The sequence below is a fragment of the Polaribacter marinaquae genome (genome assembly GCF_038019025.1).
GTDB lineage: Bacteria > Bacteroidota > Bacteroidia > Flavobacteriales > Flavobacteriaceae > Polaribacter > Polaribacter marinaquae.
In genome coordinates this window covers 1,228,802-1,241,410 of sequence record NZ_CP150496.1, presented here as the reverse complement: position 1 = coordinate 1,241,410, position 12,609 = coordinate 1,228,802, and the positions used below count along the sequence as shown (strand labels likewise).

The following is a 12,609-nucleotide window of genomic DNA, read 5'->3' as shown; positions in this document are numbered from 1 at the left end:
TTTACTTTCATCAACTAATTAATTTTTTCTTTAAAGCTGCTATATCTTCACTCACTTTTCTTTCAATAACTTTAGCATAAATTTGAGTAGTGGAAATCCTTGAATGACCTAGAAGTTGAGAAACAGTTTCTATTGGTACTCCATTAGTTAAAGTAACAGTAGTAGCAAATGTGTGACGAGCCAGATGAAAAGTAAGATTCTTTTTTATTGAACAAACATCGGCAACCTCTTTTAAATAAGAATTCAATTTTTGATTAGAAATTTTAGGAAAAATAGTTCCATTTATTACAGGTTTTGGGTAAGTTTTATATTTATCGATTAACTTTTTTGCCTTTGGAAGGATTGGAATCCTTAACTGTTTATTTGTTTTTTCTCTTTTTTTGATAATCCACAATTCTCCATCGATACCCAAATTAATATTTTCTTCTGTTAAATTGATAACATCAATATAACTTAATCCTGTGTAACAAGAGAAGATGAATAAATCCTTTACCAACTGAAGTCGAGGTATTGAAAATTGTTTTTCTTCAATGCTTTCTAATTCCATTTCCGTTAAATAACCTCGTTCTACTTTATCGAATTTTGCTTTAAAATTAATAAAAGGGTCTCTTTCAATCCACTCTAATTTAAAAGATAATGTTATCATTTTTCGAAATCTTTCAATATGCTTCATTACTGAATTGTTTCCCATTTTCTTTTGATGGTCTAATGGCTGATATTCTCTTAAGAATTTCTCAAATTTTAAAATGAAATTATAATCCAATTGCTTTAAATACATATCTGATGTATTAAAGCGTTTTTTAATAAACCTTGATATATATTTTTGAGTAGTATAATAGTTCTTTTGTGTACCCCATCTTAATTTATTTACCATATCTTCATTATGATATTTAATAATATCGTTTATAGTATGGTTCTGTTCATCTTCTTTTAAATATCTTGATTTAATAGCTTGGGAGGTGATGAATTTATTTTCAAGTGTTAATTCATTTTTAGATTGAACAATCCCTTTTTGTACCTGGTTTAAATATTCGTTGATTGTTCTTGCTTCTTGATTTGTCCCTTTTACTCGATTTTTTGAGGAGTTCCAATTTGCAACTTTAATTTTTCTTTTTAAACTGATTTCAACTCTTTGTCCATTTACCGTAAGTCTTGCGTACAACGGTGCTTTACCGTTTTTAGCTTTAGATTGTTTTAACCAAAACAGCATACTGAAGGTGGTAGAAGTTTTCATAATTTTTCGTCATTAAATTTGTTAAACAATTATTTAATACGAAAGTCAAATCAATATAATTCGGTTACCTTTTTTTGTATTTAGAATTTAGGTAACCGAATAGGTCACTTGTTTGTTTAAATTCAATCAAATTTTATGATTGTCTAAAAACTATAAAACCTTAGTAATCGTAAGATTACCAAGGTTTTATACTAATATGATACTTAAAGTTGTCGGGGTGGCAGGATGATAACTAAACCGCCACTATGCAGTAAAATCAATACTTTAGGAAAAGTGCTAAAACAGTGTGAACCGAATTGTAGACCTAATAGTTAAATTGAAATAGTATGTTTTATTTGAACGTCTAAAACAAATTTACGATTTTAACTTCATTAAAACCAAACAAATAGCGTCAAATATTATGATTAATCTATTAAATATTTATTAATAGTTTCTTCCTCAATACCACTATAATTAGCAAAATCTTGTACTGTTATAAATTGATGAGGCTCTTTGTCTAAATACTCTTTTATCTTATTAATAAGCTTACGACAATAACGTTCACTACGCCCTGTGATGCGCTGAATGTCTTTTGGATATATACAAGCTCTTTTTGTATTCATAATACTTTATCTATGCTTTAACCATACTGATACTAAACTTCATTTATATGCTGATTTTGGCGAAATCGGAAGTAATGGTAGTATATGGTATTCGCTTTTTCTTTATTGCTCATAAAGTTAGTTGTTTTGATTAATTATTAAAAAATAAATTAAAATTATTATGGCAAAACAAACAGGAATTATCAAATTAAAAGGAACTATCGGAGGTATTTCTTTTTACAAAACTTCAGATGGACATTTGGCTCGTGAAAAAGGTGGAGTGGACAAAAACAGAATTCAGAATGATCCTGCGTTTCAAAGAACGCGTGAAAATGGCTCTGAATTTGGAAGAGCTGGTAAAGGTGGAAGAGTATTGCGAAACGCAATTCGTTTGCTTTTACAGAATGCAAAAGATAAAAGAGTGGTTTCTCGATTAACCAAAACATTAGTGGCAGTTACTAAAACTGATGTGGTTAATGAGCGAGGTTTAAGAACCTTGCAGGACGGAAATTTAGCACTTTTGGAAGGGTTTGAATTCAATTTGAATGGAAAGTTGGGAGCAACTTTATTCGCTCCTTTTACCAAAGCTTTTGACAGAGTAACTGGTGAAGCAACTTTAGATTTGGTTGCTTTTTCACCAGTGGTGAGAATTGCAGCTCCTGCAGGAACGACACATTTTAAAATTGTAATGGGTGCTACAGAATTGGATTTTGAAAATGAAACCTCAACTTTTGAAAGTGATGCAACTGCTATCTTACCCTATACAGCTGCTGACACTGCTGCAATTGCACTATCTGCAACAATTACTGCGAATTCTACACAACCAGTAACCCAAGTAATTGGCGTAGAGTTTTATCAAGAAGTAAATGGCGACATGTATGCCCTTAAAAATGGTGCTTATAATGCCTTATCAGTTGCGATTATTGACAAACCATAACTATGGAATTGCTATTGCAAAGAGCATATTTTAAACAGGGTACCAATGGTACTCTGTTTGCTTCTGATACATCTTTCGACAGTGTTCAAGACAGGTTCCTTTGTCATACCATTGAGTTACCCTGGAGAAATAACAAAAGAAATATTTCTTGTATACCAGAAGGAGTATATGAAATAGAGCCAAGGTTTTCAAAAAGGTTTCAGCATCATTTGATTTTGAAAAATGTACGAAGTAGAAGCTTTATTTTATTTCACCCTGCGAATGATGCACTTAAAGATTTACAAGGCTGTATTGCTCCTGTAACTTATTTAAATGGAATTGGCAGAGGTGTTTATTCTAGAAATGCAATGCAGAAATTATTGTCTTTAGTATATCAAGCTAAAGATCGAAAAGAAAGAATAACATTAACCATTAAATCACAGAATTATGAAAATTATAGAACGCTATCAAAAACCAACTCCTAAATTTTTTAGAATATTAAGAAATATAGGTATTGCATTAGCTACTGCAGGTGGAGCAATTATTGCAGCTCCTATTGCTATACCAGCAACTATTGTAACCATTGCTACTTATATGACAGTTGCAGGAACTGTGGCAACTGCAGTAAGTCAAGCTGTAGTTTCTGATAATAAGAAAAAGGGAGGATCTGTAACAACTCAAAAAAATAAGTAATATGAGTTTTCAAGCCTCACATCCTAATTTAAGTGTTGGTGTTTTGGGCGGAACATTTTTATCAGCAATTACTCATATTGGTTCAGAAGATATTATTACAACGATTGTATTAGCTACTTTGGGAGCAATCGTTAGTTTTATTGCTTCAATTATGATGAAACAATTCGTAAAAACCATTAAAAAACAACGCAAAAAATAATATCAAAAATTAGTATCAGAAAAGGACATTTATATTTTAAGTGTCCTTTTTTATTTGCTCTAAATTATTTTTTACTTAACGAAATGAGGCAAACAAAGAATTTTGATAAAGAAACTAAATGAATTTAGCAGAATTTTTGTGCAGATGAATGAGATAAGGAAAAAACATCAACGAATATTATCGTTTTTAAAGATTGAAAAACAGAGGCTGGATTTGAGCGTGGAGTTTATCAATCTTTAAAAATGTTAGCCCAATGGCGATTGAATGGAAATTATTAAAGACGAAGTACGTAGTGCGCTGGCAGAAGCGAAAATAAGTGTGTGTTTTTTTATTTGTACTGTACTATTTTTATGATTGTTTTTATAAAAAGTGAATGCTTCGAAAAATGTGTTTTTTGTAAATAAGTTTCTACGTTTACAAATTGTTTTTAATATTGGATTAGCATTTGCTTTTGTGAAAACGATATTATCCCATTTTCTTACAAATAAAAAAATATACTCTTATTGGCTTTTTCTTGATTTTATAGGTGCTTTAGAATTATTCTTATTATTTCTAATTTTCAATGATTTATAACACTAATTTATTGAAACTAAAAAAGCACTTATAAAAACAATGCAACAATTACAAAATATTGTTTAAATAGCTAAATGTTATTAATTACTAACTATGTGAGCGTTGGAAGAGCGGCTATTTTACATAATGGCGTTATAGTGCCTGGAACTTTTGTGGAAGAGCAGTATAATTGCGCATTATGTAAAGATAGCTTTGGGGAGTTTTGTGTTTTATGAAATAATATAAACGCGTTGCTTTTTAGAGTTGTGTAATGAGTTTGCGAATGGAACAAGCTGTAAAATGCAACTACCTTTAGAGTTTTAAAACGCTAAACTTGCATTGGCGCGCGGAACAAACCAAAAGACAGAGATTTTTTGCTTTTGCAACAAACTGGATTTTGGTTTGTGGGGAGTTTAACTATTATCAAGTAACTTATGATGTAGTTTTATATTTTCAATTTCATAAACTTTTGTAGCAATGCATTCTAATTTATCTGGATTGAAAACGGCTAAATTATAACCTTCAGCAAATAATGAACTCTGATATTCTACACCATCAAAACCTAATGATTTGATAAATTCCGAAATATATTGAGTAGGAATATAATCTAATTGTTTATCTCTTTTTCTTATTGGTAACGAGATCTCTTTTTGTAAAGTCTGTATAAATGGAACATAGGTTAAAAAATCTTCTATGGCTTCATTTTCAGACCAAGGAATAGGGTCGTCTTTCGGATTTCTTAAATTAAGAATTTTTAAATCCTCATTTAACCGAAATTCGCCAACTGTAACATAATCAAATAAAGATGCTCTTGTTTCATATAATGATGTTTCTAACTTATCAGCTATATATAAATAAGATATTCCTTTAGGATTTGCTCTACCACCAGTAGCGAGTTCGTTAGGTGGATTGCCCATTTGGTTTGAATTAAAACCAATTTTATCTGATATACGACATCTATAAAAGATACGCCCTTTTTTTATTGTTTTATAGAAGCTTTCGTGATTGAAGAAATTAGCTAATTTTTTTAAATCAATGGTATTTTTAATATGATATCGATTTACAGATTTGATTTCATCCTTGAATTCCTTCCAAATACTATGAATTTGATTTGTTTCAGAAATTAGTTCAATCTTTATTTCTGATGATACATTCTCATTAAATAATTCATTTAAAATTTCTTCTTCATCTACAAAAATTGATTCAAATAATAGTTTATTATCATCAACTAAATTAGTAGTGAGATTAAAGTCTTTTTTTACGGATTGTGCTAAATTAAATTCTGAATCAACATCCACTTCATACAAAGAAATTATATTCCGAAAAAAAGGAGCTAATTCTCTTGCTGCATAAATAGATACGCTTATTGAATTGTAAAAATCACAATTTCCATTTCTGTCATCAGCATTAATTATACTTATTAAGTATTCGCTATTGAAACAATTTACACAACAATTCATAATTAAATCTTATCTACAATTAATTCGATATGATTCATTATTGATAGTTTTTTTAAGGTACCTAAACCAGGGAAATGTCCTCGATTATGAAGATCTTTATAAACTTCAACAGCTTTGGTGTTTATATTATTGCTAACACACCAATTAACAAGTTTTTCAAGTGCTTCTGCGAATTTACCTCCTATATCAGATACATCACCATTTGAGTCAGATACAAAATGTTTTACCATTATTTTACCTGATGCATTAATGTAAGATAAATGCATTGCAACAGCTCTTGGTAAAAAACCTGAATCTGAATAATTGTCACCAACCGTTAAAAAATCAGAAAAACCGAAAAACCCTTCAGCTTTATAAAAACTGTATTCTTCAGAAAAAGGACTTTCCCCTACTTCAAGATAATCTGCATTTCTTGGCATATCTCTAAAATAATCATCTAATGAAATTCTGCTATCTTCAGTGAATAATCTATAATAACGCCTACTTGTATGACTAAAGTAAATAATATTGTAAATAACGTTTATGTTACTTTGAATTTCAGTAATACTAACTTCTGATATTTCAGAATTATGAATTAAAGTAACGCCTTTATAATCTAACTCTAAACTATTTACACCTTCAATTAAAGCTGGAATTTGCTCTTCAATTTTTGTGTCTATAATTATTGCAACTTGATAATTATTATAATGTTGCAATACCTCTTTTAAAAGACCTATAATTTTATTACCCTCACCAACTAAACCACCCACTTTAGGATTGATAATAACACTAAAGTTTACATTTTCAGATGCTAAAGTTTTTAATGCAGATTTTAAGGTAGAAGAACCTTTAATTGGTTCGATTACAGGTGAAATTTTAGTTGAAAAATTTGGTAGTAAACCACATAATTCTCGTAACGCGATTAATTCAAATTGTTTACCTCTGACATATGGGAAATACATAGCTTACTTTTTTTATAAAGAAAATCTTCTAATTCAATGAAATCTTTTTTTGAAAAATTTAAAGTGTAACAGATATGTTTTAATGAATCTGGGACTAAATCATCATTAAATAATTCTGGATTAGAAATATTTCTAAATTTTAATTCTTTGATAACTAATTTTTGAAACTCTAAAATATCTATTTTTTTTGAAAGTTTAAAACACTCTCTAAAAATTAGTGTGTTAGGAACAACAGGAATTGCTCCAAAATGTTTTTTCAGTAAACTAATATATTCATCTTTTCTTAAACTCTTGAATAGTGTTTCGTGGGAAAATGAAAAATTTTGTTCTGCTTTTTTAATAGTTTTAAGCGCGTTTCTTTTTGTTAATTCAATTAAACCAATTTCTGTGTTATGAAACTTAACTAATAGATTAGGAATGTGTTTTGAATTTGAAACCACATAGATTTTATCAGCAAATTTTTTATAATCTGCTAATTGTTTATCCAATTTATCTAAACCATCTAATTCAGTTTTTATTTCATAAACACGAGCTTCACCATTTAAAATAACAAAGTCTGCTATTGAATTACCAATTTTAAATTCTGATAGTGCTATTGAATTTTTTAAGCTATACTTTTTAAGAAGTTTTTGATTTAAAAGGATGTTTTTATAAATATATTCATTTTTGTAAGTACCTAAAAGTGATTTGTAAATAGCATTAATGACTTCAAAGTTAGTGGTAGAATCTGATATTTTAGTGTGTTTGTTAATACGATAAAATGTATCAAAATAATTCTTATCCTTTACTATTTTTTTAAAATTAGCAGGAGATAGAATTTGTGATAAATTCCTTAAACTTTCTATATTTTTAGCTACTTGCATTATTTTACAAAGTTAACAATTTACAAAATTTAAACTAAATGATTTGAAAACTATTTTCGTTTATCTAAACTTTCTTTATCAAAAGCAATCAAATTAAATAATTCACGCATTCTGGAACGTACACGAATACCATATCTGCTCTCTAATTCTTGTGCATTTAAGTTTGTAGTGGTGTGTGTTCTAATTTTACGTTTTAAGAACAAATCATAGCGAGACAAGAGAATTTCTCCCATTACATTGCAATCTTTACCAAAATGTCTTCCTGTGGTTTCTACACCTAAATCATCAAAACAATAAAAGCCATTATTTCCATAATCCTCAATAATTTTAAAACCGCTTTTATTAAAACTGAAAGTGATATTTCTTGCAGGGATTAGACTATGTTGATTTTGATGAGGTACAATAAACGGTAATAATTTCATTAAACTTGTTTTTCCACAACCTACTGGTCCTGACAATAAAATACCTTTGTTTGGATCTATCTTTAATTTTCTGCAAGTTTCAAAATCACGAATGAAATAGATACATAGTTTATATAAAACAGTTTCATCTTCTGAATATATTTTGAAATTTTTGCCAAATAATAATTTTCCTTTTGCTTCTAAATAGATTAACATTTTTGGAAAATCGTATTTTATTTGATTTCCATTCTGTACGCCCAATTGAAATTGCACACTTCCTTCTTGAATGATATGTGGTTGTATTTTAATCATAAAGGTTCGTTGTAATTTTTATTTTTACTGGTCTTTAGGTTGTCTTGATTTTGGCTAACTGATTTTTGCGTTTCTTTATTTTTTATTTCTTCGGATTTTATCATCCAATTTTTAGCTGTTGCTTGCCAATTGACAATTTTTGTTTTACCGCCCACTTTCCAACCAATACCTTGGTAATGGTTGAAGAATTTTTGAGCTTCAATTGTTGGCCATTTTTCTTTTTTAAAAAAATCGATAACTTCATTTTCAATTCTGGGCTTGTCAAGTTTATAAATGTTTTTAATGTTTCTATTAGTTTGTATATGTTTATTAATAGATACCAGTGCTTGTCCAGTACTTGTCTCATTTTTGGTACTGTTGTGTACCACAACTTGTCCAGAACTTGTCTCGAATTTGAACATCTTAATTTTACTCCCTTTGTAAGGATTGTGTGAAGGGTAGTAAATGATATATTTCCAATGACTTAAATCTTTTATGCATTTATGATATGTTGATTTTGAGCCAATTTTAGAAAAGCACATTACCTCTTCACGATTGATATAAAATTCTTCAGGAAATCGATTATTATTCCAGATTTGGAATAACCCTACATACAAGCTTATATGTGTTGGGTTTAAACGATTGTCTTTTGAAAATTGAAAGAAAACTCCTTTTAGGTGTTTTATGAAGTTTACGTTTTGCATAATTTATATCAATACTTTTTTGCTTGATCAAAAAGTATTCAAAAAATCAAGACTCACTTTCATTTTTATTGAATTCTACTTTTTATTACACTTACGAATCCAGACCGTAAACTCTTTGGATTCACCAGTTCCATAAAAATTGAATTTCTACTAAAAATAAAATAGGTCGGATTTAGATTCTGACTATATATAATATATTCCTTTTTTTTATGATGAGATTGCTTCACTTTGTTCGCAATGACGTTTAGAACTTGTTATGAATGCGATTTTCTTCTAGTACTTTTTGAATTTCTTCGTAGTCGTAATAAATAACACCACCAACTTTAGAATAGGGGAGTGTTCCATTGATTCTTAAATTTTGTAATGTACCTGGAGAAATACTTAACAAGTCTCTAACCTCTGGAGATTTTAACCATTTTTTAGGTGCGAAACCTGATTGATGGTTAATCATTGCTTTAATGTCTTCTAATAATTCTTCTTTGAACTCTCTTAAATCTTCTGTAGTAATAATAGTTGCTGCCATTTTCTAACAATTTTAGTAAAGAAGCTGTTGAATGCCCCCACATTCAAGCAGCTTCTTTTGGTTAATTTAGTTCACGATTTTTCTGTTATTATGTGAGTGTGAACCAACGATTTGACTTTCGTTAGGCAAATATGATATGATTTATTGAAGTTTATACACAAGTAAAACCCAACTTGGGTAATTTTATATCTACATTTTTAATACGTTGTATTGACATTGATTGCTATTCTCATTATTTTTTTTTGGTAACAAAAAAGTGCAAATTATATGTAAATAATTTGCACTTAAAAACACCCAACTTGGGTATTTATTCATCAGAATCTAACATCTTATTTTCTAAGGATTGTTTAAGTTTATCTATGAATTTGGTTTGATTAATTTTGCGTGAACGAATTTCTAAAAATGTCCTATAATAATCACCAAGGTCTATATTAAACATTTGCTCGCAAGCTGATGCCATTTCTTTAATATCTGCAGTACCACTATTTACGGAACCAGAACTATGAAGTGCATAGATAAGCTCTATTAAATCGGTTTTATTTCCAGTCCAAAAAAGTTTTGACTGCTTTTTAAATGCATTGAAATTGGTTTCCATACTATTATTGTTTTCAAGTTTATCTATTTCTCTTTTTAGATAGATGATTAACATATCATATGCCATAATAGTAGCCACAGTTGTATCGTGACTCGTAGAAAATTTATCATCTGTAAAAAATGATAATGAGTCTGGAAATAGCCTAATATCTGCTTTACCTCTCATAAAATATTCTTCATCTAAAAAAATGGCTCCTCTTCTGAAATAATGATAAAATTCTAGATTATCATTAAAATAGTTTTGAAGCCTATCTATGTGATTATTGAAGTATTTTACTTGAGATTTATTACTACTTCTTGGTCTTTTACTTTCTATACTAAATAATTTGACATAATATATTAGTTTACTAAAAACATAAGGTTTAATGCTTTTGAAAAAACCAATCTCTTCGTTTTTCGGGATTAATTTTTTCCTTAAAAAAAAGTATTCTTATTTGTTCTAATGCTCTTTTTGTTATTCTAATACTTTCTTCTGCTTTTTCTAATACTCCTTCTGTTTCTTTTTCTAAAAAATCTAAATTATAGTCTAATTCTTTAACAATTTTTTCAATCTTTTTCAATTTTTTTCATCTGTAAAAAATCATACTAATATCTAAATTAGTATGATTTTAGTTATCACTTTATTTATCGCACATATTTATATTTCATTAATATTTAATTTATGGAGTTGTTTTTTAATTCACACTCCATTTCATTTTCTGTAATCTCACAGCATTTAAAATAGCTAATAACGCAACACCTACATCTGCAAAAACGGCTTCCCACATTGTAGCTAATCCACCAGCTCCTAAAATTAACACAATCACTTTTACACCAAATGCTAATCCAATATTTTGCCATACAATTTTTCTTGTAGAACGACCAATTTGAATTGCTTTTATCACTTTTGAAGGTTGATCTGTTTGAATAATAACATCTGCTGTTTCAATAGCAACATCGCTACCTAAACCACCCATTGCAATACCAACATCACTTGCAGCCAAAACAGGCGCATCATTAATTCCATCACCAATAAAAGCAATCTTATTTTCTGAATTTTGTTTTAATTTTTCTACTTCATTCAATTTATCTTCTGGCAATAAACCGCCTTTAGCTTTTTCAATATTTAGTTCTGCTGCTACTTTTTGGGTAATGGAATCTTTGTCTCCAGAAAGCATCATTATTTTTTTAATACCAACTTTATGCAATGCTGAAATTGTTTCTTTAGCATCTTCTTTCAATTCATCTGCAATAACAACATAGCCTGCAAAAGCATTATCAATAGCCACTAAAACGATAGATTCTACAATAGTGTCAATTTCTTTGGAAACTTCGATATTATTTGCTGTCATTAAGGCTTTATTACCCACTAAAACAGGTTTGCCATTTACGTTTCCTTTTAATCCTTTACCTGCAATTTCTGAAACTTTGGTAGCTTCAAAATCTTTACCATCTGCTTTATACTCTAAAATAGCTTTTGCTATAGGATGCGTAGATTGTTCTTCCATAGCCATTAAGTATTTCATAAATTCTTTTTCCTCCCAGTTAATGGCTTTAATATCTTTAATTTTAAACACTCCTTTTGTTACAGTGCCAGTTTTATCCATTATCAATGTATTTATCTTGGTCATAGCGTCTAAAAATGAAGCGCCTTTAAACAATATTCCATTTTTTGAAGCTGCTCCCAAACCACCAAAGTATCCTAAAGGAATAGAAATAACCAAGGCACAAGGACAGGAAATTACTAAAAATATTAATGCACGATATAGCCAATCTCTAAACACATAATCATCTACAAAAAAGTATGGTAAAAATGTTATCGCAATAGCCAAATAAACCACAATAGGAGTGTAGATACGAGCAAATTTTCTAATGAATAATTCTGTTTTAGATTTACGAGCTGTTGCGTTCTGCACCATATGTAGAATTCGAGAAATTGAACTATCCTTAAATTCTTTTGTAGTTTCGATTTCTATTACACCATCCATATTAATGCTACCGGCAAATACTTTTTCACTTTTTGAAATCGTATCTGGCTTGCTTTCACCAGTTAAAGCTGCTGTATTGAAAGACCCTTTTTCGGATAATAAAATACCATCTAAAGGAATTTTCTCACCAACACGAACCTTTACTTTTTCGCCTATTTCAACTTCTTCAGGGTTAACAGAAACATAATCATTATTCCGATAAACCAAGGCTTCCTTTGGACGAACGTCGAGTAAAGCTTTGATATTACCCTTGGCTTTATTTACTGCTGCAGCTTGAAATAGTTCTCCAACTGCATAAAAAAGCATTACTGCCACACCTTCAGGAAATTCGCCAATTACAAATGCGCCTATTGTTGCTATCGACATTAAGAAAAACTCAGTAAAAACATCGCCTTTTTTTATGTTTTTCCAACCTGCTTTAACCACAGGGAAACCAACAGGGAGATAAGCAACTCCATACCAAATAATTCGTTGCCAATCATTAAAGAATAATACCTTAAAATAATCTAAAGCTATCCCTATTATTAGCATTGTAAAACTAATTATGGCAGGAAAATACTCTTTGAAATTATTTGATTGATTATTATGGTTGTGATTATGTTCTTTATTAGAGCTTGGATTTAGGTCTTTTAAATTAAGTTTCTTTTTTTTCATAATAAAATTTATAACACCAAAGATGCTATTTTATTA

Annotated in this window: 15 protein-coding genes; 4 read left to right on the top strand and 11 right to left on the bottom strand. The window is 29.3% G+C overall.

The genetic code is table 11. The features are described from left to right. Nucleotides 1-10: 10 nt before the first annotated feature. Nucleotides 11-1,234: a site-specific integrase gene (locus WG950_RS05670; protein ID WP_340934753.1), complete on the bottom strand. Its 1,224-nt coding sequence runs from the start codon at nt 1,232-1,234 to the stop codon at nt 11-13. 404 nt (nt 1,235-1,638) lie between these two features. Next, nucleotides 1,639-1,836 carry a hypothetical protein gene (locus tag WG950_RS05665; RefSeq protein ID WP_077811295.1) on the bottom strand — a complete coding sequence of 66 codons (198 nt, stop codon included), beginning with the start codon at nt 1,834-1,836 and terminating at the stop codon, nt 1,639-1,641. Nucleotides 1,837-1,996: 160 nt separating this feature from the next. On the opposite strand from WG950_RS05665, the gene WG950_RS05660 reads away from it, so the two are divergent. The 4 genes from WG950_RS05660 to WG950_RS05645 are packed head-to-tail and all read left to right on the top strand — an operon-like array spanning nt 1,997 to nt 3,623. After that, on the top strand, nt 1,997-2,752 hold the full coding sequence (locus tag WG950_RS05660) for a hypothetical protein (protein WP_077811296.1): 756 nt from the start codon (nt 1,997-1,999) through the stop codon (nt 2,750-2,752). A 2-nt stretch (nt 2,753-2,754) separates the two neighbouring features. Beyond that, on the top strand, nt 2,755-3,216 hold the full coding sequence (locus WG950_RS05655) for a DUF5675 family protein (RefSeq protein ID WP_340934750.1): 462 nt from the start codon (nt 2,755-2,757) through the stop codon (nt 3,214-3,216). Further along, on the top strand, nt 3,179-3,424 hold the full coding sequence (locus WG950_RS05650; protein ID WP_340934748.1) for a hypothetical protein: 246 nt from the start codon (nt 3,179-3,181) through the stop codon (nt 3,422-3,424). The genes WG950_RS05655 and WG950_RS05650 overlap by 38 nt, the downstream gene beginning before the upstream one ends. Before the next feature lies 1 nt (nt 3,425). Beyond that, complete coding sequence (locus tag WG950_RS05645) at nt 3,426-3,623, top strand: hypothetical protein (protein ID WP_340934746.1); 198 nt, start codon at nt 3,426-3,428, stop codon at nt 3,621-3,623. 965 nt (nt 3,624-4,588) lie between these two features. Here WG950_RS05645 and WG950_RS05640 read toward each other — a convergent pair. The 9 genes from WG950_RS05640 to WG950_RS05600 all read right to left on the bottom strand — a co-directional run bounded on the left by WG950_RS05640 (nt 4,589) and on the right by WG950_RS05600 (nt 12,573). Further along, on the bottom strand, nt 4,589-5,473 hold the full coding sequence (locus WG950_RS05640; protein ID WP_340934744.1) for an RES family NAD+ phosphorylase: 885 nt from the start codon (nt 5,471-5,473) through the stop codon (nt 4,589-4,591). A 164-nt stretch (nt 5,474-5,637) separates the two neighbouring features. Next, a complete protein-coding gene (locus WG950_RS05635) occupies nt 5,638-6,576 on the bottom strand; it encodes a sce7725 family protein (RefSeq protein WP_077811302.1) in 939 nt (312 codons plus the stop codon). After that, nucleotides 6,537-7,439, bottom strand: coding sequence for a sce7726 family protein (locus WG950_RS05630; RefSeq protein WP_077811303.1), 903 nt, complete (start codon nt 7,437-7,439; stop codon nt 6,537-6,539). Before WG950_RS05630 ends, WG950_RS05635 begins: the two co-directional genes overlap by 40 nt. Before the next feature lie 50 nt (nt 7,440-7,489). After that, a complete protein-coding gene (locus tag WG950_RS05625) occupies nt 7,490-8,152 on the bottom strand; it encodes an ATPase (protein ID WP_077811304.1) in 663 nt (220 codons plus the stop codon). Then, nucleotides 8,149-8,835, bottom strand: coding sequence for a hypothetical protein (locus WG950_RS05620; protein ID WP_340934743.1), 687 nt, complete (start codon nt 8,833-8,835; stop codon nt 8,149-8,151). Before WG950_RS05620 ends, WG950_RS05625 begins: the two co-directional genes overlap by 4 nt. A 244-nt stretch (nt 8,836-9,079) precedes the next feature. Continuing rightward, nucleotides 9,080-9,358, bottom strand: a complete 279-nt coding sequence (locus WG950_RS05615; protein ID WP_088352991.1) for a helix-turn-helix domain-containing protein — start codon at nt 9,356-9,358, stop codon at nt 9,080-9,082. A gap of 307 nt (nt 9,359-9,665) precedes the next feature. Next, nucleotides 9,666-10,292 (bottom strand): RteC domain-containing protein, encoded by a 627-nt coding sequence (locus WG950_RS05610; protein ID WP_340935240.1) that lies wholly within the window; start codon nt 10,290-10,292, stop codon nt 9,666-9,668. 22 nt (nt 10,293-10,314) lie between these two features. Further along, nucleotides 10,315-10,512: a hypothetical protein gene (locus WG950_RS05605; protein ID WP_340934737.1), complete on the bottom strand. Its 198-nt coding sequence runs from the start codon at nt 10,510-10,512 to the stop codon at nt 10,315-10,317. A 114-nt stretch (nt 10,513-10,626) separates the two neighbouring features. Continuing rightward, a complete protein-coding gene (locus WG950_RS05600; protein ID WP_340934735.1) occupies nt 10,627-12,573 on the bottom strand; it encodes a heavy metal translocating P-type ATPase in 1,947 nt (648 codons plus the stop codon). Between the last annotated feature and the right edge of the window lie 36 nt (nt 12,574-12,609).

Coding starts and splice junctions, on each gene's coding strand:
- WG950_RS05635 (WP_077811302.1), bottom strand. CDS start 6,576: ATGTATTTCCCATATGTCAGAGGTAAACAATTTGAATTAATCGCGTTA.
- WG950_RS05625 (WP_077811304.1), bottom strand. CDS start 8,152: ATGATTAAAATACAACCACATATCATTCAAGAAGGAAGTGTGCAATTT.
- WG950_RS05665 (WP_077811295.1), bottom strand. CDS start 1,836: ATGAATACAAAAAGAGCTTGTATATATCCAAAAGACATTCAGCGCATC.
- WG950_RS05660 (WP_077811296.1), top strand. CDS start 1,997: ATGGCAAAACAAACAGGAATTATCAAATTAAAAGGAACTATCGGAGGT.
- WG950_RS05670 (WP_340934753.1), bottom strand. CDS start 1,234: ATGAAAACTTCTACCACCTTCAGTATGCTGTTTTGGTTAAAACAATCT.
- WG950_RS05650 (WP_340934748.1), top strand. CDS start 3,179: ATGAAAATTATAGAACGCTATCAAAAACCAACTCCTAAATTTTTTAGA.
- WG950_RS05600 (WP_340934735.1), bottom strand. CDS start 12,573: ATGAAAAAAAAGAAACTTAATTTAAAAGACCTAAATCCAAGCTCTAAT.
- WG950_RS05655 (WP_340934750.1), top strand. CDS start 2,755: ATGGAATTGCTATTGCAAAGAGCATATTTTAAACAGGGTACCAATGGT.
- WG950_RS05630 (WP_077811303.1), bottom strand. CDS start 7,439: ATGCAAGTAGCTAAAAATATAGAAAGTTTAAGGAATTTATCACAAATT.
- WG950_RS05615 (WP_088352991.1), bottom strand. CDS start 9,358: ATGGCAGCAACTATTATTACTACAGAAGATTTAAGAGAGTTCAAAGAA.
- WG950_RS05620 (WP_340934743.1), bottom strand. CDS start 8,835: ATGCAAAACGTAAACTTCATAAAACACCTAAAAGGAGTTTTCTTTCAA.
- WG950_RS05645 (WP_340934746.1), top strand. CDS start 3,426: ATGAGTTTTCAAGCCTCACATCCTAATTTAAGTGTTGGTGTTTTGGGC.